This window comes from Vibrio scophthalmi (assembly GCF_040869025.1).
Taxonomy (GTDB): Bacteria; Pseudomonadota; Gammaproteobacteria; order Enterobacterales; family Vibrionaceae; genus Vibrio; species Vibrio scophthalmi.
The window spans coordinates 1,884,399-1,906,627 of sequence record NZ_CP134271.1; the positions used below are offsets into that span (position 1 = coordinate 1,884,399).

16 protein-coding genes are annotated in these 22,229 nt (G+C 43.0%); 10 read left to right on the plus strand and 6 right to left on the minus strand.

All coding sequences use genetic code 11. From position 1 onward, the window contains the following. The first annotated feature begins 7 nt into the window (after nucleotides 1-7). From RJD38_RS08710 to tldD, 3 genes are read left to right on the plus strand one after another with little or no spacing between them, the layout of a single operon-like run. Complete coding sequence (locus RJD38_RS08710) at nucleotides 8-3,880, plus strand: YhdP family protein (protein WP_367971222.1); 3,873 nt, start codon at nucleotides 8-10, stop codon at nucleotides 3,878-3,880. 29 nt (nucleotides 3,881-3,909) lie between these two features. Continuing rightward, a complete protein-coding gene (locus RJD38_RS08715; protein WP_065545720.1) occupies nucleotides 3,910-4,728 on the plus strand; it encodes a carbon-nitrogen hydrolase family protein in 819 nt (272 codons plus the stop codon). Nucleotides 4,729-4,737: 9 nt separating this feature from the next. Then, nucleotides 4,738-6,183 (plus strand): metalloprotease TldD, encoded by a 1,446-nt coding sequence (gene tldD / locus RJD38_RS08720; RefSeq protein WP_009385839.1) that lies wholly within the window; start codon nucleotides 4,738-4,740, stop codon nucleotides 6,181-6,183. Nucleotides 6,184-6,355: 172 nt separating this feature from the next. On the opposite strand, the gene arcA is transcribed toward tldD, so the two are convergent. After that, nucleotides 6,356-7,576: an arginine deiminase gene (gene arcA / locus RJD38_RS08725; protein WP_005593119.1), complete on the minus strand. Its 1,221-nt coding sequence runs from the start codon at nucleotides 7,574-7,576 to the stop codon at nucleotides 6,356-6,358. Between the two features lie 540 nt (nucleotides 7,577-8,116). Here arcA and rraB point away from each other — a divergent pair. The 5 genes from rraB (at nucleotide 8,117) to RJD38_RS08750 (ending at nucleotide 14,671) form a co-directional block, all read left to right on the plus strand. Further along, nucleotides 8,117-8,539, plus strand: coding sequence for a ribonuclease E inhibitor RraB (gene rraB, locus RJD38_RS08730; protein WP_065429795.1), 423 nt, complete (start codon nucleotides 8,117-8,119; stop codon nucleotides 8,537-8,539). 140 nt (nucleotides 8,540-8,679) lie between these two features. After that, nucleotides 8,680-10,317: a site-specific integrase gene (locus RJD38_RS08735; protein ID WP_014386729.1), complete on the plus strand. Its 1,638-nt coding sequence runs from the start codon at nucleotides 8,680-8,682 to the stop codon at nucleotides 10,315-10,317. Next, nucleotides 10,314-12,158 carry a hypothetical protein gene (locus tag RJD38_RS08740; RefSeq protein WP_014386728.1) on the plus strand — a complete coding sequence of 615 codons (1,845 nt, stop codon included), beginning with the start codon at nucleotides 10,314-10,316 and terminating at the stop codon, nucleotides 12,156-12,158. Before RJD38_RS08735 ends, RJD38_RS08740 begins: the two co-directional genes overlap by 4 nt. 2 nt (nucleotides 12,159-12,160) lie before the next feature. Beyond that, nucleotides 12,161-14,176: a hypothetical protein gene (locus RJD38_RS08745; RefSeq protein WP_014386727.1), complete on the plus strand. Its 2,016-nt coding sequence runs from the start codon at nucleotides 12,161-12,163 to the stop codon at nucleotides 14,174-14,176. A gap of 9 nt (nucleotides 14,177-14,185) precedes the next feature. Then, entirely contained in the window at nucleotides 14,186-14,671 is a 486-nt protein-coding gene (locus RJD38_RS08750; RefSeq protein WP_014386726.1) for a hypothetical protein, read from the plus strand. Between the two features lie 197 nt (nucleotides 14,672-14,868). On the opposite strand, the gene RJD38_RS08755 is transcribed toward RJD38_RS08750, so the two are convergent. Further along, on the minus strand, nucleotides 14,869-16,764 hold the full coding sequence (locus RJD38_RS08755) for a hypothetical protein (protein ID WP_367971223.1): 1,896 nt from the start codon (nucleotides 16,762-16,764) through the stop codon (nucleotides 14,869-14,871). Between the two features lie 51 nt (nucleotides 16,765-16,815). Between RJD38_RS08755 and RJD38_RS08760 the strand changes: the two genes are divergently transcribed. Further along, nucleotides 16,816-18,024, plus strand: coding sequence for an IS4 family transposase (locus RJD38_RS08760; protein WP_032073033.1), 1,209 nt, complete (start codon nucleotides 16,816-16,818; stop codon nucleotides 18,022-18,024). 9 nt (nucleotides 18,025-18,033) lie between these two features. Here RJD38_RS08760 and RJD38_RS08765 read toward each other — a convergent pair whose 3' ends face one another. Further along, nucleotides 18,034-18,855 carry a hypothetical protein gene (locus RJD38_RS08765; RefSeq protein WP_367971224.1) on the minus strand — a complete coding sequence of 274 codons (822 nt, stop codon included), beginning with the start codon at nucleotides 18,853-18,855 and terminating at the stop codon, nucleotides 18,034-18,036. After that, nucleotides 18,852-20,060 (minus strand): IS4 family transposase, encoded by a 1,209-nt coding sequence (locus RJD38_RS08770; protein WP_032073033.1) that lies wholly within the window; start codon nucleotides 20,058-20,060, stop codon nucleotides 18,852-18,854. Before RJD38_RS08770 ends, RJD38_RS08765 begins: the two co-directional genes overlap by 4 nt. A 339-nt stretch (nucleotides 20,061-20,399) precedes the next feature. On the opposite strand from RJD38_RS08770, the gene RJD38_RS08775 reads away from it, so the two are divergent. After that, nucleotides 20,400-21,200, plus strand: a complete 801-nt coding sequence (locus RJD38_RS08775) for a glycosyl hydrolase 2 galactose-binding domain-containing protein (protein WP_065429796.1) — start codon at nucleotides 20,400-20,402, stop codon at nucleotides 21,198-21,200. A 7-nt stretch (nucleotides 21,201-21,207) separates the two neighbouring features. Here the strand turns inward: RJD38_RS08775 and RJD38_RS08780 are convergent, their stop codons facing one another. Next, entirely contained in the window at nucleotides 21,208-21,606 is a 399-nt protein-coding gene (locus RJD38_RS08780) for a DUF2061 domain-containing protein (protein WP_065429797.1), read from the minus strand. Between the two features lie 152 nt (nucleotides 21,607-21,758). Continuing rightward, the gene (locus RJD38_RS08785) at nucleotides 21,759-22,196 is read right to left on the minus strand and encodes a universal stress protein (RefSeq protein ID WP_065545718.1); all 438 of its coding nucleotides are present in this window, start codon (nucleotides 22,194-22,196) and stop codon (nucleotides 21,759-21,761) included. Nucleotides 22,197-22,229: the final 33 nt, after the last annotated feature.

Below are 22,229 nucleotides of genomic sequence, written 5' to 3' on the forward strand. Positions count from 1 at the left end.
GACGATTGTGAGCAAAACCGTAAACCGTATAGCACGAGCGTTACTTTGGATGTGTGTGACCGTATTGGCAACGTTAGCCATTGCGGTCACTGCATTGCGAATTACTCTACCGCAGTTAAACCATTTCCAAACACAGATCCAGACTTGGGTAAACCAAGGCAGCGGGCTGGACTTCGAAATTGGTGAAATCAGCGGTTTTTGGCGCAATACCCACCCTTCTATTGCACTGTCGAATGTTCGAGCTAAAACGCCCGCAGGCAGTGGTATCGATTTTTCAGCGCAAACGGTTGAATTTGAGTTCGACCTATTCCAATCTCTGTTCCAGTTAGAGCCAGTGATTGCTGATCTTAATATCCATGGTCTCAAGTTAGATGTTCGCGCTATTCAGTGGGAAAATACTGAGCAAAGCCGACAATTTTCCCCCAAAGGCGAACAGAAAAGTGTCATTGAACAACTCGATAAGTTATTGCTGAGACAGTTAGATAAATTTGCACTGAAAGACTCGACCGTACAGTTTATGTCGGTGAATGGTGAAGAGCGCCAACTGGATATTGAAAACCTTAAATGGAAAAATGAAGGTCGTTACCACGCAGTTGAAGGTGAGGTGACGATTGCAGAGACGCAGCTCAACTCGCTGGATGTGATAGGTAACTTCGTTGATCACGGCTCATTAGTTGATGTCACGGGTGAATTTTATCTTTCAGCCGAAAATGTTCTGATCACGCCATGGTTAACGGGGTATCTACAACATGAAACAGGGATTGAAAAAGGTCAGGTTAGTTTAAATAGTTGGCTAACGCTTAATCGCAGTAAGCCGACGAGCGCTTATGTGGAAGTGTTGCCATCAGAATTAGTCTGGCAAGAAGGTGGACGTCATGAATTGATGTTCGAATCTGGTGTTTTTGTTCTGGAACCAAGTGATGAGGGTTGGCAAGTAAATGCTCACTCACTAAAACTGCGAACCGATGATAACTCTTGGCCTGAATTGGATGTTGCCTTTAATTGGCAAGAGGATAAGTGGCGTTTAAATATTTCCCAACTGGATATTGCTGCGATCGCCCCTTTAGTGAAGTTGGCGCCGGATTCAGATTCTCTCACGCAAACTCTAGAGCAATTAAAACTGGGTGGAGAGCTTGAAGATATCCGTGTTGCGATGGGGAAAGAGTTAGAGTCACTAACGTATTCAGCCAAACTCGCGCAAGGTAAGGTGCAGCAATGGCAATTGGTTCCTGGCATTAATCATCTCGAAGCAGATGTGAGTGGTAACTATCATCAGGCACGCGCAAAGCTAAGTGTTATTGATGACCAACTCCCTTATGGCGATGTATTCCAAGCACCATTAAGAATCAAGCAAGCCGAAATTGATATGGTTTGGCAAAACCTTGGCCAACAAGGTTGGCGTTTATGGGCGGATAAAATTACGGCTGCCACGCCTGATTTACAAGTACTCGGCGCATTTAGACTCGATTTCCCTACTGGGAAAAGTCCATTTCTATCATTGTATGCTGAGGCAGATGTATTTAATGCCGGCGAAACATGGCGATATCTGTCAGCACCTGCGTTAGGTGCTGAGCTAACCGATTACCTCTCAACTGCGATTCAAGGTGGCAAAGCCAAGACCGCCAAGGTGCTTTGGTATGGCGAACTAGCAGAGTTTCCTTACCAAAAAAACAACGGTATGTTCCAGGTCTGGGTGGAAGTTGAGCAAGGTAAATTCAGTTTTGATACTGGTTGGCCTGCGGTGACCGATTTGCAACTCGACTTGTTGTTTCAAAATGAAGCGATGCATCTTGATGCCCATAGTGCCAAGTTGATGGGCGTTAACGCGACTCGTATTACGGGGCGTATTCCTGATCTTGCTGAAAATGGTCATATTGAAATTGAAGCATCGGCTAATGGTCAAGGTAATGCGGTACGCGATTACATGATGGCCTCTCCGCTGGTGGACTCTGTTGGCGCTGCACTGACCACGATTCAGGTTGATGGGTTAGTGAGCTCTGAATTCAAATTGATCGTCCCTTTTTCTGATTATGATACTCGCGCTTGGGGTTATGCTGAGCTGAAAAATAATCACGTCACGATTGATACGCCGCCAATGCAATTAGAAACGGTATCGGGACGAATTGAATTCGATAATGATGTGGTGAAAGCGGCGGGCTTATCGGCTCAGTTATTAGCTCAACCAGTTTCGATTGACTTTAATGGTGAAAATGAAGGCAGCGGCTACCGTGTCGGTATTGATGTATTGGGCGACTGGGATGTGAAACCATTAGCGCCATACGTTGGTGCGCAATGGCTAGCGCCTGTCACTGGGCATTTGCCTTGGCAAACCAATGTCGATATACAGCTCAACGATGTCGGCTTTACTTATCAAGTCGATGCCAGCGCTGATTTACAGATGTTAGCGAGTACTTACCCTTATCCACTTAATCGACAAGTCGGTCAGCAAGGAAAGGCTCACTTGCAAGCGTCAGGTAACCAGGAATCGATTACTGCGCGCTTGCAGTTACCTGATTTTAAATATCAAACCGAAATTGATATTCGTCCACAGACTCCTGTATTGACGGCGAGCAATATGGTGTTGGGCAAAGGCAGTTTTAAAATCAGCCCGATAGTAGGCCACGATCTGCAAATACGAGCGACGCAATTTGATCTTGATGCGTGGCTGGCGGCATTGAGTCAACCAGCACCGAGAAATCAGTCTGTATTGGCACAATTAAACACTCCCACCATTCCAAGCCCTGAGCGAATTGATCTGAATGTTGATGAACTCAAGTTGGCGGAAATTGATTGGAATGATGTGGCGTTTAACGCTAAGCGTAAAAATCTTGGTTGGCACATGAACCTTTCTAGTCAAGAGGCGAAAGGAGAAGCAAACTATATTGAACCATATGATCTCTCAGTAAAACTTGAGCGTTTGCACGTGTTTATTCCTATGCTTGAAGAAGAGAGTTTTAAAGGTAAGCGCTTATTTGAAGCGGAAGACCAAAGCTCCCCATTGATTTCGGCGTTTGATCGTAGCTTCCATCAAAAAGTACCTAACATAACGCTCGCGATCGATGATTTATGGGCACAAGGGTACAAGTTGGGTACCGCTCATCTGGATCTGCAACGTCAAGGTAATCGCTTGGAGTGGAAAAAACTGTCGCTAGAAAGTGGCAGTAGTAAAGTTGATATGCATGGTTCGTGGTTATTGGACGGCGAACAAAGTCATACTCAATTTGATCTATCAGTGGCTGGCGACAATAACAGTGAAGTGATGGAGCGTTTTGGTATCTCGTCTGGGATTCAAAAAGCCCCTTATGATATTACGGCCAAGTTAGAGTGGAATGGTGCACCATGGTCAATGAAGGTTAGCTCCCTATCTGGCGAGGTAAACTCAAAGCTAGGTAAGGGTATTATTTCCGATGTCAGTGGCGCGGCGAAATTATTGGGCTTGTTTAGCTTAGATTCGATTATTCGTAAAATGCAGCTCGATTTTAGTGATGTATTTGATGATGGGATGGCGTTTAACTCGATTACTGGCAGTGGCGAGATTAAGAACGGTATTTTCCTCACGAATAACATCAAAATGGATGCGATTGCGGGTGAGATGACCATCAAAGGCCTCGCCAATCTAAATAATCGCACTGTTGATGCGGAAGTGAATTTTGTCCCTGACATTACCTCGGGTATTCCGGTATTGACCGCTTTTGCTGTCACACCACAAACGGCGCTCTATGTGTTAGCGATCACGACGGTCATTTCCCCTGTAGTTGAAGTATTTACTCAGGTGGACTATGAAGTTAAAGGATCATTGGATGCTCCGGTCGTAAAAGAGCTTTCACGTAGCAAAGGCGAGTTTGAGTTGCCGAAAAAACTGCGTGATGCGGTGAAGTAAAAGTGACGCTGATATAGCAAGGAGAACTCATGGATCGAGTTGGACTTATACAAATGACTTCAGGGCCAGATCCGCAAGCGAATCTGGCCTACATTGAACAACAAGTGGCTGCCTTAGCTGAGCAAGGTGCTACTTGGGTTATTACGCCTGAAAACGCAGTGGTGTTTGGTTCACGTAGCGACTATCACTATTTTGCGGAGCCGTTAAATCAGGGGCCAATTCAGGCTCAGATTGCTCAAATGGCTCGTCGTTATCGGCTTTGGATTGTGATGGGGAGTTTGCCGATTCAACGCGAACATGGCGTGTCGACCACTTTACTGGTGTTTAATAGTGATGGTGAGTTGGTGAGCCATTACGATAAGCTGCATATGTTTGATGTTGATGTCGCAGACAGTCATCAGCGCTATCGGGAATCAGAAACTTTCGCAGCGGGCAGTGAAATCGTCACTATCGAAACACCTTTTGCCCACCTTGGTCTGACGATTTGCTATGATGTGCGCTTCCCGCCGTTATTTAGCGAATTGGCTAAGCGTGGTGCTAACGTCATTGTGGTACCAGCGGCCTTTACTGCTGTAACCGGACGAACCCATTGGCAACCATTACTCACCGCACGCGCAATTGAAACCCAGTCATGGGTCGTAGCGGTTAACCAGACTGGAGTTCATCAAGGTGGACGACAAACATGGGGACATTCAATGGTGATCTCACCATGGGGCGAAATTTTTGCCAGCTTAGACGAAATGCCAGGTAACTTATTGGTTGAGCTGGATTTGCAAGCAGTACATGAGATTAGAGCGGCGATGCCGGTGTTGGCGCATAGTCGCTTTACTAATCAAATTAAAAACTAAGAGTGAAATATGACAATTAATCACGTAGAAGATGCGCTACTCAAACCAGGCGGTCTGACCGAACAAGACATCGCTAATACATTAGAGAGCATTGCCACTCGTCAAATTGACTACGCTGATATCTATTTTCAGTCCAGTTGGCATGAGTCTTTGGTGCTGGAAGATAGCATCATTAAAGATGGTTCGTTCAATATTGATTGTGGTTTGGGCGTACGCGCCGTAACGGGTGAGAAAACCGGTTTCGCTTACTCTGACCAAATCCAACTGGATGGTTTAAAGCAGAGTGCAATCGCTGCTCGCGGTATTGCTCAACAAGGTCAAAACGGTAAGGTTCAAGCTTTTAAGCGTTTTGACAATCAGGCGTATTACGCGGCTGTAAACCCATTGAACTGCTGGGAAAAAGAGAAGAAAACGGCATTGCTGAAAGAGCTCGACGCTTATATCCGCACTAAAGAGCCCTTGATTGAAGAAGTGTCAATTAGCTTAAGTGGTTTGCATGAGCAAATGCTGGTGGCGGCAACCGATGGTACTTACGCTGGCGATGTGCGTCCATTGGTGCGCTTGTCGATCACGGTATTAGCGCAAAAAGGTGATCGCCGTGAACGTGGTAGTTCAGGTGGTGGTGGCCGATTCAACTATGACTACTTCCTAACGAGTATCGAAGGTCAAAACGTTGCCTACCAATACGCTGATGAAGCGATTCGTATGGCATTGGTGAACCTCGAAGCGGATGCTGCACCGGCTGGCACAATGCCGGTAGTATTGGGTTCTGGTTGGCCAGGTGTTCTACTTCATGAAGCGGTTGGTCATGGTTTAGAAGGTGACTTTAACCGTAAAGAATCGTCCGTTTTTAGTGGTCGTATTGGTGAGAAAGTGACGTCAAACCTGTGCACTATTGTCGATGATGGTACCTTAAAAGATCTGCGTGGTTCATTGAATGTCGATGATGAAGGTGTCGCGGGTCAGTACAATACCTTAATTGAAAATGGTGTGCTGAAAGGTTACATGCAAGATAAGTTGAATGCTCGTTTGATGGGTGTTGCCCCTACGGGTAATGGTCGTCGCGAATCTTACGCTCATTTACCAATGCCACGTATGACCAATACTTACATGCTACCGGGTCAACATACGCCTGAAGAGATCATCTCAACCGTGAAGAAAGGTCTATACGCGCCAAACTTTGGTGGTGGTCAGGTTGATATCACATCTGGTAAGTTTGTTTTCTCGACCTCGGAAGCTTACCTGATTGAAAATGGTAAGATCACTCGACCAGTGAAAGGTGCAACCTTAATTGGCTCTGGTCTTGAAGCGATGCAGCAAGTCTCGATGGTGGGTAATGATCTTAGTATCGATCGCGGTGTTGGTATCTGTGGCAAAGCTGGTCAAAGTGTCCCTGTTGGTGTGGGTCAGCCAACCTTGAAGCTAGATTCAATCACCGTTGGCGGTACAGAATAACGCTTCGTTTCGAGAATTGAAAAGCGATCGCTTGGGTTCTGACACTGATTAATTGAAAGGGCTAACGTCATTGCGTTAGCCCTTTTTTCACTCTATTCTTTTCTCGCTTCTCGCTTCTCGCTTCTCGCTTCTCGCTTCTCGCTTCTCGCTTCTCGCTTCTCGCTCTTTATTCTCAAATCCCTTCACGTTCGATTGGGCAGCTCATACAACGTGCACCACCGCGACCACGGCCAAGCTCATTACCCGGTATCGGTAATACAGTAATACCCGCTTTATCATATTTTTCATTGGTATAAACGTTACGTTCATATCCAATTACCACACCGGGTTTCACGGTCAGTACATTATTGGCATCATTCCACTGTTCTCGTTCAGCTTCATAGCTATCCCCACCCGTGGTAATAATGTTCAGTGCATTTAGCCCCAGCGCATCTTCAATCGCACTCATGAGGTTCGGGGCCGACTCGACATGCACTTGTCCGTCACCTTCAGGGGTCAACACCCAAGTATTGAGATCTTTACGCATCACTTCGGGGTACATGGAAAACGTGTCGATATCCATATGAGTCATTACTGTATCCAAGTGCATGCACGAGCGACTTTTTGGCAGTTCAACCACAATGACTTGTTTTGCTTGGTTATGTTTAAATAATTGCGCAGCTAGGTTTTCAACCCCTTGTGCTGTCGTCCGTTCTGACATACCAATTAATACCGCGCCTTTACCAATCACTAGCACGTCACCGCCTTCAATGTTGGCATTATCGTAATGAAGATCTTCATCACCAAAATATTTAATAAAATCCTGTCCGGCGAAGACAGGATGCCAGTGATAAATGGCCCGCAAGTGATTAGTTTCACGTTGGCGAGCTGGCATCATCATTGGATTGAGTGATACGCCACCATAAATCCAACATGAGGTGTCGCGAGTGAAGAGATGGTTAGGTAACGGTTCAATCGCAAAATCGAGCGAGCGGTGCAACTTGGGTAAAATGGAGGCTGATTTAAACGGCAGCTCTGAATAGGCGAGACCACCTAATAAGACTGAAGCGAGATGCTCGTTATCCATTTCACTTAGATAGCAACGAAAGTCGCGGGCAAACATTGGCCCATAACGAAAATCGGAGATCTGCGTGGTTAACAGCCAATCTCGGGCTTCTGGTACGGTAAGAGTCTCGACTAACAGATCATGCAGCAGCAACACTTCGACATTTTGTCTGCGCAATGTATTGGCAAACTCGTCATGTTCCTTTCCCGCTTCTTCTACTGCTAATACATCATCAAACAACAATTCATGGCAGTTCGATGGCGTGAGGTGAGAGAGTGCACGCTCGGGGCGATTGAGCAACACTCGTTTTAATTGACCAACTTCTGAGCCTACATACAACTTACTCATTATGTATCCTTACATCTAATTCCTATTCTATTTATGACAATGTTACGAGAAAGATGCAAGTCTGTGGTTAATATCTAATACTTTATATTGCCCTTTATCTTGGTTATATGACTGGGGTTTTATGTTTGGCTAGTGAATTGGTCTTAAAAATTGGTTTAACTCCATGTAATTAGTGATGCGTTAATATTCATCGAGTTCATTTAGCTTGTAGGGGGGAGTTGTTACTTACACGGGGGAAGAAGGGGAATATGACGTAAAGGCTGACTGTGAACTATGCAATCAATACTCATAATCAGGCGAAAAGTATGCTTCAGGCCGGATTGAGTGATCGATATGATCTGCTGATTTCATCATTATTGACCAATAGCAGCCGAAGAGGGGGGATTTAGATCCTTTTGGTGAGGATCTTCGCGATAAAGCGGTTTAAATTCGGATAAAGATCGTTGCTAGTCCTGTTTCTAGGTGGAATTTTTTTTTGATCCATGCGATATTTCGTCGCAAGAAATCATCATCCCTGTTATCACACTCTGGAGCGCTATTATGTCTCATGAAGATGAATATCTATCGGTAGAAGAATTAATCGAGATTCAAAAGGAAGAGACTCGCGATATTATCCAAGCATTGCTTGAAGATGGCAGTGATCCAGATGCGCTATATGAAATCGAGCATCATCTATTTGCTGAAGATTTCGACACGCTAGAAAAAGCGGTTGTTGAAGCATTTAAGATGGGCTTTGAAGTTTTAGAAGCTGAAGAAACAGAAGACGAAGATGGCAAAAAGCTACTTTGTTGCGATGCGACAATGCAATCAGCATTGAATCCAGAAGCGATTGATGAGCAAGTGTCTAAACTGGTTCATCTAGCTGAAAAATATGACATCATCTATGATGGTTGGGGTACGTACTATGAGCACCCCTACGATTCTGAAGAGGGTGACGAACCCTACGACTCTGATGAAGAGTAAAAGTGAGAATTATTGAGAACCTCGCCACATGGTGAGGTTTTTTTTGACTCTAATTTTAATACTGATAACCATACATTATTTATAGGTGAGAATGTGTGATAGGTTGATTAATGAACAGAAAGTAGATTTGAGGTATTCAAGTGACTGAAATCATTTACGACATCAAAACAAAAACATTAAAACCCTTCACTTATAGAAAGCCGTTGGTGTTCGTTGATGATAATGGTGAGCTTCAATATGAATACTCTCGCAACAAAGAAAGCCACGTTCATATTAAGAAGGTGATCTTCTTGAACTTAGTTGGCTACGAGAAACTGAAACGGCTAGATGAGAAGGGTAAGCCGATGAAGGATGAGTATGGTAACCCGATCTTCATCAAGGGAAGGTTGCTTTCATTTGAACCTCTGGATTGCGTTAATGAGTTTATTCTTGCAAAACACGTTGAGAAGGATGTAGAAGAGTCCCAGCAAGCCTCAAAAGCTCTCACTCATTACTTCAGATTTATCCTGGATGCTCAAGCGAAGTGGGATAGTAAATATGACAATGAAGATTACGATCCCTTTATCGCCCCCCCTCGCCCTGCTTGGGATAAGTTTGCGGTTAGGAAAAACCTCCGCGTCACTTTCATGTACAGAGCAGCGGTCAAAAAGACAACGCTAAACGGGACAGGGTTAGCTCGAACGACCGCCGTATCGTATGTGCGTTCAGTTGTAGAGTTTTACAAGCATCATCTCAGACAGGGTATGAGGTTTAATAACCCACCGTTTGAATTTGAAACTTTGCTAATTGGCATCGAAAACAGTGGCACTCACATGAGCGCTTACGGTCGTAAGGTGATACAAACCACCGATTTAAAACTGAGTTTCCCAAAGTCAAAGCGAAACGATGGGGGTAAGTTACCTAATGCAAGGCGCGACCTAAAGCCACTGTCAAACAGTGAATGGGAAGAGGTTAAGAATGTCCTGGTTAACACCCAGCGAGTCATTAAGAGTGTTAATCGCGAAGAAAAGTTGGTTAGCCTACCTGAAGAGTATTGCTTATTGTTGCGTGTCTACCGCTACACGGGGCTGCGTAAGGAGGAAGGCGTAAGTTTGCACCTAGGGCAAGTGGTTCGCCCTGATATGAAAACTGCCGTTTTGAGGCTGGGTGTGGGCGACCAATATGGCTCACTCACTAAAGACCCTAGTGGTGGTTACAACAATAAGTCTCGACGCACTATCATTCCTAGTTCACTGATGCTCGAACTTTATAACTACAGCCACTCACCAAGATACAAAAAACGCTTGGCGAAATTTAAAGAACGGTGCAGGGCTGAGAGAGAGGCGGGTAACGATGCCTACTTTGACGGGACTGATGGGGTTGATGAAAGCAAACAATACCTTTTCATTAGCAACTCTGGCATACCGTTGTTTAAGAAACTGGAAGAAATCAATACTCGATGGAATGAGGTCAGAAAAACCGCCGCAGTCAATTTGCTGAATGACATTGATTCGGTGGTTCACAACTTACGCTCGACCTTTGCGGTGTCGGCTTTTCGGACATTGTTAAAGAAAATGGACGCAGACGAGGCTCTAAAAATAGTATCAGCATTTCTTGGCCATGAAGATTTATCCACCACGCTACTTTATCTGCAAATTGCCCAAGATAAGCCTACGGGGGATGAAATCTGGGAAGATGTGTTGGACTACGTTGGTGTGTTTGATGAAGAGAGCGACTTGGATGATTTACCTGAGTTCGAAGAAGCGTCTAGAAAGCTTGAGGAGGCAAAGAAAAAATGAGCCGCAAAGATAACTCAAAGCCCGTTGTCCTTGATGACGCATTTTATGAGGCACCTGCCGCAACAGTTGAGCCGCTTCACTTGGATGAGTTGAAACTGAAATGTGGCGGAGCGACATCTCATTTTATTCAGTTGTTATATCAAGGCGCTCCTAACTATTCTCAGCAAGGCAAAAAAATAAAGGGGGTGGATTATATACCTGTTGCGGGTAGAGAGGCGTTTGTCCGAGATGCCTATCGTCTTCTAAGAACGGACTTCAACCGCACAAAGCAAAACCATTTTGAACAACTGAGACTATATATTCGTTGGATGGACCGTGAGCATCGAAAGCCTATTAATGGCGATTACTTTGCACCAGACTTATACAACGCTTTCATGGATTATCATCAAGATAAATGTAATCGAGGTGAGCAAAGTCTATCAACCTGGAGTAACGCTAAAAGGATAGTGAGTTTTTTCCTTAAAGCGTATAACCGTCCCATCGAGGCAAAGCAATTAATATTAATAAAAGGCACCAAGAAACAGGCCAATTCACATAAAGGCATCGATGTGGTTGGGGAACTCAAGCCGCTTGTTCGGCGGTTCATTGCTGCGTTCGCGGGGTTTAGGCGGCATTTTTTAGAGGGCACCAAACCAAGCCTTCATCCACTTTGGAGTGAGGAGTTGTTCAATCAACAAGCCGAGAAAAACGGGTGGAGTGTAAAAAAAAGAAATCAGGTGAAAGGGACGTTTAAGCGGACTGTAGTAGGTGAGAATGCAGCACGTAATCATTTTTCTAGACTGGCTGCGATGATCGCCTTTTGCTTTACAGGGCAAAATACAACGCCTCTGTTAAACCTGCGTTTTAGCGACATTCGATTTACCGCTAAATCAGATGGCAAGGTCTACTTTGACATGACCAAAGCGCGTGCAAATTACTTAGGTTTTGATACGTCGCTTGGGTTTCATAAAAAGACCCAAGCGTTCTTCCATCAATGGTTGGAAGTCTCGATGGTGCTCCAGAAAAACGCTGGTACAGAATGGGTGTTTCCCTATTTTCGAAAATCAGGCGAGATTCAAGGGTGTGTTGACGCAGGCCAAACCACCCCTCAAAAGAGCATCAATAAGTGCACAAAGATATTGGGGCTTGCCCACGTCACACCCTCAAAACTGCGCCAAACAAAGATTGATACTTTAATGAAAGTCACGGAAGACATTTGGTTAGTGTCGATGTCTGCGAACAACTCAATTGAAGTTGTTGCTATTAATTATTCTGACGGTAACGAAAGCGATCATAGAACGAGTTTGGCGGCAAACAATGAGGCGCTGTACGACTTTTCGAAAAATGGCACCGATCCTCACGAGGCGGCGAATAAATCGAAGTTTAACCATGCCAATGTATTGAACGGCTACGATTACAAACGGCTACGTAAGGAAGAAACCGAAAACGACACTCAAACCCCCCTTGGCGTTCGCTGTAAGGACTCCTCACAAGGTGTTGCCGTAAGAATTAAGAAAAACCTTGAAAACATGGGGGTCAAACAGCCAGAAAAGGAGCAGCGTTGTACCGATTTCCTAGGCTGCTTCGAATGTCATTATCATCGATTAGTGTCTGAGGTCGAGGATATTTGGCTAATGCTGTCCTTCAACGACACGCTACAAGAAATGAAGGCTTATCCAGCTATTAACAGTCTGCCAACGGACAAGTTTTATAAGTTGTGTAACACCATCGAATCGATTTTAAAGGATTTTAAAGAGGTTGCGCCTGATAATTACACCCGAGCGCAAGAAATGCACAGTGAAGCCCCTCACCCACTTTATAGCGATGGGTATAGCCTAATGGACTTACTGGAGACGTTTTAACAATGAATGACAAACTCAATAAGCACGATAACGCTGTTCCGTCCGTCCCCGTTCAGAAGTCCGAAACGGGGTTCTTAATCGAGGGGTTAGACAGGCTCGACGTAGCCGATAAACCGTACCACGTTGAGAGGTGGGACTTTTCAACGTCGCATGTCGTTGGTGTGAGGTATTCATTAAGCGTAAGCTTTAAGAGCGCCAGTCCTGAGTATGTGAATGGAATACAGGACGCTTTATACCAGTTCTATCACCACTCAAAAAAAGTGAGTACCTTGCCCTTATCGGTCGCCCAAATGGATGTCATGAAGACCTCACTACAGCACATTGCAGACCGCTTGGAGGGGACAGATTGGAGCCAATTAGGTAACGCCAGGCAGTGGAAATCATTTACCCGTAGCCTGAAACAGAGACAGTTTGGCGATGCAAGGATTGGTCATATTCTTTCAGCATTAAATAAACTGACGGATGTTGGCTTGCTCAGTTCATATGTTGACGCAAAGGCGCTAAAAAAGTGCGCAAAGAAAAAAGAACGTAAACAGCATGTAGCTATTCCACATAAGTTGTATCAATGCATCATGAACCATGCCTTAGAAACCGTTGAAAAATACCATCCGTATCGTCATGAGATTTCACAAGTGATGGGGGAAGCCTATGACATTAGAAAGCGAATCCATAATGGTGAAAGGCTTGCAGAAAGAGGAAGTGGCAATGGCAGAACAGAGCTATCAATGACCGCCAATGCACTTGACCAAAGGGTGACAAAGGCGATAAAGAGGATTGACCATTGCATTCCTGATTTCAAGGTAAACTTGCGCGCTACGGACTTGGCTGGCATCTTGGCCAGTTGTTTGGTAGTGGTTCAGGGGTTCTCAGGCGTACGAATTGGCGAGGCGGTATCTTTCAACAAAGACAGCGCAGATACGGTAATGGTTAACGGTCAACCAGTGACCATACTCACAGGCGAAACAACCAAGGGGCATGATGGAATGCCGACTATCGCCACTTGGCAGTCACATTCTGTTGCCGAAACAGCGTTAGAGCTGGCTTATGACATGATGGCATCAACTCGTAAGTTTTATCACAATGGCGTTGATCGGAAAGAAGCGGAAGGTGAAACAGCAGAAAATATTGCGCACATGAGAAAGCAATTATGTTCCGCATTTTTGCTGCCTCAAGCTGCACGACAAATCAGCGACAACTATATATTCGATCCTTACAAAGCACTGAAAAGGGTTATAAACCATCTGGGCTATAAGGCCACTCCAGAGGATGTAGAGGAGTTTAATACGCTAAACCCTTCAAGAGAGGGGCAATTAACGGTTGGCGGGACATGCACGGGGTTAAGCTCTCATGACTTTAGACGGTCATTTGCCGTGTTCTTTGTGCGGTATGGCTTCGGTACGGCTTCAGGGATTAAATTTCAATTCAAACACCAAAACATCAATATGTCAGGTTACTACGCAAATAATGCGGTATTGGCACAGATGAATGACCTGCTGATGGATGAGGATATTTTAAACGACTTGAAAGAGGCGGGGATTGATTTGGGGGTGGATATCTTCGATGAGATCTACAACGAAAGTGAGCATTTGAGTGGGGTCAAAGGCGAGGCCATTATGCAGGAGCGATTGGAGCAATTGAAAGCGGGAAAACGCATCTTCATGACTCGTTCAGAAATTGAAGAGAATCTTCGTCGTGGCAATTTTCACATCATGCAACTGCCGAGTGGTGCCTATTGTACTAATGCTTCGTGTGATCGAGTATGTGGTACATCACTCTTTCGAGCGGAAATCAAAGAGTGCGATCATAAAGTGGTGACCGATAAGGGAGCGAAAAAGATTGCTAAGCAACGAGAGCGATTGATTGCCAAGTTTACGAATCTTAACACGGGTGATGTATTAAAGAGCTCAATCTTGACTGGCTTAAAGCAGAAAATCTTGGTGGAAGAACTGACACTAAAAGCCCATGAAATCCCTTATACACCATTCACTGATGAAGTGATTAGTCTTCCCAAGGAGTAAGTAACCTAAATGAATCAAGAAACTTTAAGGGCGTTGGTACAGGAAGAGAAAACATTGGCGGCTGAAGAAAAGCTTCATAAGGCACTCGCTCGACTCCAAAATGGTAAGCCTTTACGAACCAAAGCCAAAGGCCGTCTTACTCTCAATAAAATCAACAACGAGGCGGGCTTAGGGCGCAGTTACATTCATAAATTCAAAGAGTTCGTTGATAATGTCGCCAACCCTGCTATCGAGGCATATAACGAAACTCTGGATACCCCTAAACCATCTGAAATAGATAAGGCTTCCACAGAAGATATGAGCGAAATCGATAGGCTCAAAGATGAGTTAAGGAAGCAAATCGAACTTAAAGAAGCTTATCGCACGGAGAGGGATGAGGCTTTAGCCACCAATGATGAACTTGAGGTATTGAATAAGTCGCTAATGTTTCGAGTGTATGAACTTCAGCAGGAGCTTACTGATAGTGTTGCTGAGTATGAAGGCTATAAAAAATAATTGCTCTAAAACATTTTTGCCCCATTACGAGTTTAGCTAACTGTCAAAGCTAAACCTGTAAAAAATGACCTAAAATTAGGTCATGTGGAACAATAAATTAGCAGGACACAAGTCCACCCTAACAGCGGTTAGATACATGGAAGTATCATCAAGGGCGTTTCTCAACGCAGCAGAACTAGTTTAATTATCTGTTTTTTTTAGTCAAAACGAGTAATGTCAAATCTGCCAATGCTTGAGTATTTCTTTTCTATTTTTGCAATTTGCGACATATGATGACTAGAGTGGTTTTTAAGCAAAAATGCGTAAAACTGTGCAAAAATTTTTTCTTGCTTTGTCCCCTTGATTAACCGATAAATCTTCTCTATCAATACAGAGGCTTTATCTTTTTCTCTGAAAATTTCGTCAAATATACTTGGCACGTTTTTATGTATAAAAATTAAAAGAGAAAATTTAGATCTTGTTTTGTCTACGTTCATTGCTTTGTTAAGGATAGCATCTGAAATTTCGTTTATATTTTCTCGAATAATTCTTTTTACCAATGAGGTTCCACCTTCCTCTTTCATAACCTCCGTTAAAATTAGAAGCTCATTTTCACACTCTGAACGTCCTCCAAAATCAATTTTATATCTCATTCCACTTTTAATTTTCTGAAGAGAATATTCAGGAGATAATAATACGAACAATTCATCGATGTAATTATATTTGTTAATGTTTTTAGCTACATAATCTTGGTAATTTTTACTATCTGAGTTTTGCAAGATAGCGATAAGAGCCCTGTGATAGTGATCTAACTTCTCGTCATCTTTATAAAGTTCAAAAAGCCTTGGGTAATTAAACTTGTCCGATATTTCTTTCAACTTCTTTTTATCGTACAACGCTAGGAATATCATTATATTTCCATAGTTTTGTACATCTACAGCCTCTATTTTTTCGAAGGCTTGTAGAATTGAACTTGTGGATAATTTACTTGCAAGGTACCTCGCTCTTTTCTTAAGCCTAGAGTCGGCTAATTTAATACCTAGAATGGCAGACGTCACACCAAAATAATGGTTGATTAAATCACTTAAAGAGCTATAAGCATTCATCAAGTCTTGGTTCAGTAGTTCGCTGATTCCATCTATATTGTTCTTTATCTGCTCATCAGCCCAATCACTATTTATGTAGGCCAATTCGTCAATTAATTTTGAAAATTGATAACAGGCAGTATCATTAGAAAATGAGGATACATTTATATTAAATCTCGATTTATCAAACAGTTGTTTTTCGTAATTTCTACATTTGTCATCAACAAAGAATTGCATCCTGTTTAGCAGGTGTGCAAATCTAGGCCTATCATCAATATGGGAGTCAACCATAGCGTAGAAAACGACTTTAATATGTCTTTGCGATACAGTAAGAAACTTAACATCTTCATTACATAGCGTGTTAATCAAATTTCCTAATTGATATGCAGTGTTACGACAAACATCTAGGATCCACTTTTCGAGAATTGAACTGTCTTTCTCCAACAGTCTTAAAACATCTTTATTAAATCGAACTAATGAATTTAATTTAGTTACATTAACTGGTTCATTCTGTATTGAAACTGTGCTCGATAGAAGATTGGAGGTGACTTCTTCGGTTATACCTCGCTTGTTAAGTTCATACTGCCCTCTCCTAAAATCAAACATTACAAACTCAAGTAAATTGGAGTGCCCCTTTAAGTATGTATCGGTTTTGAGTATTGTTGCTATTAGAACAATAAGGTACTCCAACTCATCAACTGAATTATTTTTAGATAGGAATATTTTAAGAAATCTTCGTGAATATTCGTAGTGCTTATTTTTCACATTGCTTTCAATTGACACACAATATTTACTTAATACACTATCTGCCTTATTCAACCATTTACTATCGGTATTGAATTTTTTTAAAGCTGTTAATATGGTTTGCTTACTTACACCATTATCTAAAGTTGCAAGTTGAAAAATAGCAACAGTCACTATTACCATACTAAGTTTTTGATCATGTTCTAAAACATCCAAATCTTGTTTTGCACTGAGGAATCCCCTAATGATTTTGATAAAAATCATAAATTTAAGGTAGATGCACATCTTGTCATGTGATCAAATGGTTCTGAGAAAAATCAATAACCAGACAACAAGATGTGCGAACTCGATATTTTACACGACTCTCTTTACCAATTCTGCCCTGAATTGCACTTAAAACGACTCAACAGTTTAACGCTGGCTTGCCACGCATTACTTGAATGTAAAACGCTCACTCTTACCGAACTTGGTCGTAACCTGCCAACGAAAGCCAGAACAAAACATAACATCAAACGAATCGACAGATTGTTAGGTAATCGTCACTTGCACAAAGAGCGACTCGCTGTATACCGTTGGCATGCCAGCTTTATCTGTTCAGGTAATTCGATGCCCATTGTTCTTGTTGACTGGTCTGATATTCGTGAGCAAAAACGGCTTATGGTATTGCGGGCTTCGGTGGCACTACATGGTCGTTCTATTACTCTTTATGAGAAAGCCTTTCCGCTTTCAGAGCAATGTTCAAAGAAGGCTCATGACCAATTTCTAGCCGACCTTGCAAGCATTCTACCGAGTAACACTACACCGCTCATTGTCAGTGATGCTGGCTTTAAAGTGCCATGGTATAAATCCGTTGAAAAGCTAGGTTGGTACTGGTTAAGTCGAGTCAGAGGGAAAGTGCAATATGCAGATTTAGGTGCGGAAAACTGGCAACCTATCAGCAACTTACATAGCATATCCTCAAGTCGCTCAAAGACTTTAGGCTATAAGAGGTTGACTAAGAGCAACCCAATTTCATGTCAAATTGCACTGTATAAATCACGTCCTAAAGGCCGAAAAAATCAGCGTTCGACACGGACTAATTGTCATCATCCGTCACCTAAAATCTACTCCGCTTCGACAAAAGAACCATGGGTTTTAGCGACTAACTTGCCCGTTGAAATCCGAACACCAAAGCAACTTGTTAGGCTCTACTCGAAGCGTATGCAAATTGAAGAAACCTTCCGAGACTTGAAAAGCCCAGCCTACGGTTTAGGCCTCCGTCATAGCCGAACTAGCAGCTCAGAGCGCTTTGATATCATGCTGCTAATCGCCCTAATGCTTCAACTGACATTTTGGCTTGCTGGAGTTCATGGTCAGAAACAAGGTTGGGATAAGCACTTCCAAGCTAACACTGTCAAAAATCGAAATGTACTCTCAACAGTGCGCTTAGGGATGGAAGTTTTGCGGCATTCTGGCTACACAATAACGAGGGAAGACTTGCTCGCGGCTGCAACCCTGCTTGCTCAAAATCTATTCAAACATGGTTGTGCTTTGGGGAAATTATGAGGGGATCCCTCAGTGTTTTGCACCATGCCACCCCTCTGTTAAAGAGTAATTAAATAACCAAGGTGTGCTTTCTCTTGAAGCTCTAAATATCCTAGCCTCAATTCTATCATGATAATCTTTTTTGTTAGTTTTTAAACCTATAAGTTTTAATGTCTCTGAAATTTGATCTTTATGCTTTAGACAATATTCCTTAAGAATTTTTACCTGAGACGCTGGTGATATTTCAATAACTGGATGGTTTCTTAGGAATCCATCGTCAATTGATGTACTTGAGTTCCAGTTGGCAAGTACCAAACAGTCTTTATGGGCACCACTTAAAATCGACTCCAAGTGCTTAGAATCCAATATTTGTGCATCATCAATAACCAACACTGATTTTGCTTGTGGGGACACTGGTGTAAAGTTATTCGAAAGCAACTCTTTGGAAATTTTAAAGATTGCGTAACCTTGTTTATAAAAACTGTATGCAACCTGATAAGTTAAAAGTGACTTACCACTACCGCTACAACCTTTAAGAACACATTTGTTTGCGAGGTTTAGTTTGTTTGTAACATCAGATATAACGACATTATTTATTGGGCAAGATTCAACGTTTTTTTCGTTAAGACCAGAGCAAGATAACGCTGTCGAATAGTCCTTCTCTAAGAATTGAAAGTCAATTTTCTTATACAAAACAATTGGTCTTTCAGCATAAACTCTAGATTTTGCTACTTCCTCAGAATAAGACTTCCAACCAAACAATACCTCTGCGGGATAACCTGAACCGTTATTTTTATCAATTAGTGTTGAACACTTGTTACATAGGTGTATTGCACTGAGGGATCCCCTCATAATTTCCCCAAAGCACAACCATGTTTGAATAGATTTTGAGCAAGCAGGGTTGCAGCCGCGAGCAAGTCTTCCCTCGTTATTGTGTAGCCAGAATGCCGCAAAACTTCCATCCCTAAGCGCACTGTTGAGAGTACATTTCGATTTTTGACAGTGTTAGCTTGGAAGTGCTTATCCCAACCTTGTTTCTGACCATGAACTCCAGCAAGCCAAAATGTCAGTTGAAGCATTAGGGCGATTAGCAGCATGATATCAAAGCGCTCTGAGCTGCTAGTTCGGCTATGACGGAGGCCTAAACCGTAGGCTGGGCTTTTCAAGTCTCGGAAGGTTTCTTCAATTTGCATACGCTTCGAGTAGAGCCTAACAAGTTGCTTTGGTGTTCGGATTTCAACGGGCAAGTTAGTCGCTAAAACCCATGGTTCTTTTGTCGAAGCGGAGTAGATTTTAGGTGACGGATGATGACAATTAGTCCGTGTCGAACGCTGATTTTTTCGGCCTTTAGGACGTGATTTATACAGTGCAATTTGACATGAAATTGGGTTGCTCTTAGTCAACCTCTTATAGCCTAAAGTCTTTGAGCGACTTGAGGATATGCTATGTAAGTTGCTGATAGGTTGCCAGTTTTCCGCACCTAAATCTGCATATTGCACTTTCCCTCTGACTCGACTTAACCAGTACCAACCTAGCTTTTCAACGGATTTATACCATGGCACTTTAAAGCCAGCATCACTGACAATGAGCGGTGTAGTGTTACTCGGTAGAATGCTTGCAAGGTCGGCTAGAAATTGGTCATGAGCCTTCTTTGAACATTGCTCTGAAAGCGGAAAGGCTTTCTCATAAAGAGTAATAGAACGACCATGTAGTGCCACCGAAGCCCGCAATACCATAAGCCGTTTTTGCTCACGAATATCAGACCAGTCAACAAGAACAATGGGCATCGAATTACCTGAACAGATAAAGCTGGCATGCCAACGGTATACAGCGAGTCGCTCTTTGTGCAAGTGACGATTACCTAACAATCTGTCGATTCGTTTGATGTTATGTTTTGTTCTGGCTTTCGTTGGCAGGTTACGACCAAGTTCGGTAAGAGTGAGCGTTTTACATTCAAGTAATGCGTGGCAAGCCAGCGTTAAACTGTTGAGTCGTTTTAAGTGCAATTCAGGGCAGAATTGGTAAAGAGAGTCGTGTAAAATATCGAGTTCGCACATCTTGTTGTCTGGTTATTGATTTTTCTCAGAACCATTTGATCACATGACAAGATGTGCATCTACCTTAAATTTATGATTTTTATCAAAATCATTAGGGGATTCCTCAGTGTTAAGTTGGCTCTCTCATACTAATTTGAAGAATTAAATCGTAAGGGTGGATGCCGGCGAAGACGCTCTATACCCTGATGAAGACGAAGATGATGAAGAGTAATCGCATTATCTACTGCGAGTGCTTCTAAGCATTAAAAAATACCAGCCACTGTGCTGGTATTTTTGTTTCTATCTCTGATGCTATTCACTATACTCGTGCTAAATTGATCTAGCGCAAGTTTATATTACATGGAATTATCTCTCGCGGGTCTATGGCAACTCTCGCCATTAACGGACTTATCGATACCTCAAGACGACATCACTTTTCCAAATCCCCTTAGTCATGTTCTCCCCAATACACTCACCGAGCTGACGATCGCCGAGCAAGAGTGGCATTTGATGCATGACATTGACGTCGATGAAGCAATGCTCGCTTTTCCTGCAATCGATCTGATCATGGGTGGAGTGGATTATTATGCCGAGGTGCGACTCAATGGGGTTGCGGTCTTTGATTGTGATGGCACGCAAGCGCGCTATAAAAAAAATATTCGTCCTTATTTACAGCTTGGTCGTAACCGCTTTGAAATTCTTTTTCTTGAGCAAGATGAAGATTGGTTGCTAGACGAAGAGCTGCAAGCTGTGTGTACTTTGAATCAAGAGCAGTATCAACCACACGATACCCGCATGGGTATTTGGCAAGCGCCTTATTTGCAGTTTATACGCCATGTCCGCTTAGAGCATGTCAGTACTGAACAGATTTGGCACCACGGCGGTGGCTGTGAGTTTTTGGTTAACCTTTACTATAAGACTTACGCATCAGGCTTGGTTTCAGCTGCAGTGAAATTTAATGGCATGACCTACCAGTTGCCGATTGATGTGCGAAATAATCATACATCCGCTCTATTTCAAATCGAGGCGCCGATCTACCATAACCCGACTCAGGCGGGTGGTGATTACTTATATCTGTTAGAAGTCAGCCTTGATGGTCAAACCCAACGTTTTAATGTTGGGTTATGCGAAGACCTTTGTGTGCAGCACTACCCATTGTAGTGGTCAGTTAGTGAGCACAAGCCCAAGGTTGGGCAGATTGATGTTGTGCTTGTTTACGTAACCAGACTTTTTCATGGAAGTAGTAAGCACAAGTGTTAATCGTCGGTTCGATTGCCGCCATGATACCGCCAACAAAAGCATCGCCTGTTAATAAGTAAACCACACTAAATGCGACACTAAAGTGGATCACCGCAAAGCTGGTGGTTTTTACTTTGGCTGATTGGGCTAAACGTTGTAGAGATCGAGATTTCGCCCACACTAGTTCATGAAAATAGAACGCGACCGTATTCACGCTTGGCTCAATCATCGCAATCATGCTACCGATAAGAATATCACCGGTTAGTAAGTAGGCGACAGTAAAGGCGATAGTAAAGTGAATTGAAGCAAAGGTCAGAGTCTTTTTCATGATGATCAGCTTATGTACGAAATGATAGGTTCATTATTAGTCAGTTGCTTGATAAAGAAAAATGGCTTGTATATATAATATTGATAGCTAAAAACTATTAAGGCGCTCATGTTGAGCGCCTTTTTGTTGAATTTAAATCCGTAATGCCAGAATTAGCTTTGTGGTTTAACCACTAAAACTTGTATTGGTGAGGCTTGTACAACTTTACTGGCGACAGAGCCGAGTACGGCTTTATCGAGTTTAGAACGCTTATGGCTTGGCATAACAATCAGGTCTGCCCTTAACGTGTCTGCGTATTGCAAAATCGTTTTGTACGCTTTGCCTTCAGCGATATGCACTTGATAAGGTACTTGCTCATTAATATGTTGTTGAGCAAAAGCGTTGAGCTGAACACTGACATCCTGCTTCATTTTTTGCGCAGCATCTTTAGGAAAATAGCTGGCGACCATCGACATATGAATGCCCGGCAGCACATTTAATAAATGCAGTTGCGCATTAGATTGCTTGGCATGCCAAACCGCAATTTCAATCGCACGATCTGAGAAGCCTTTTTCATTTAAGTCAACTGGAACAAGGATCTGTTTATACATACATTTTTCTCAGTGAGGCCCTAATACTAGGGC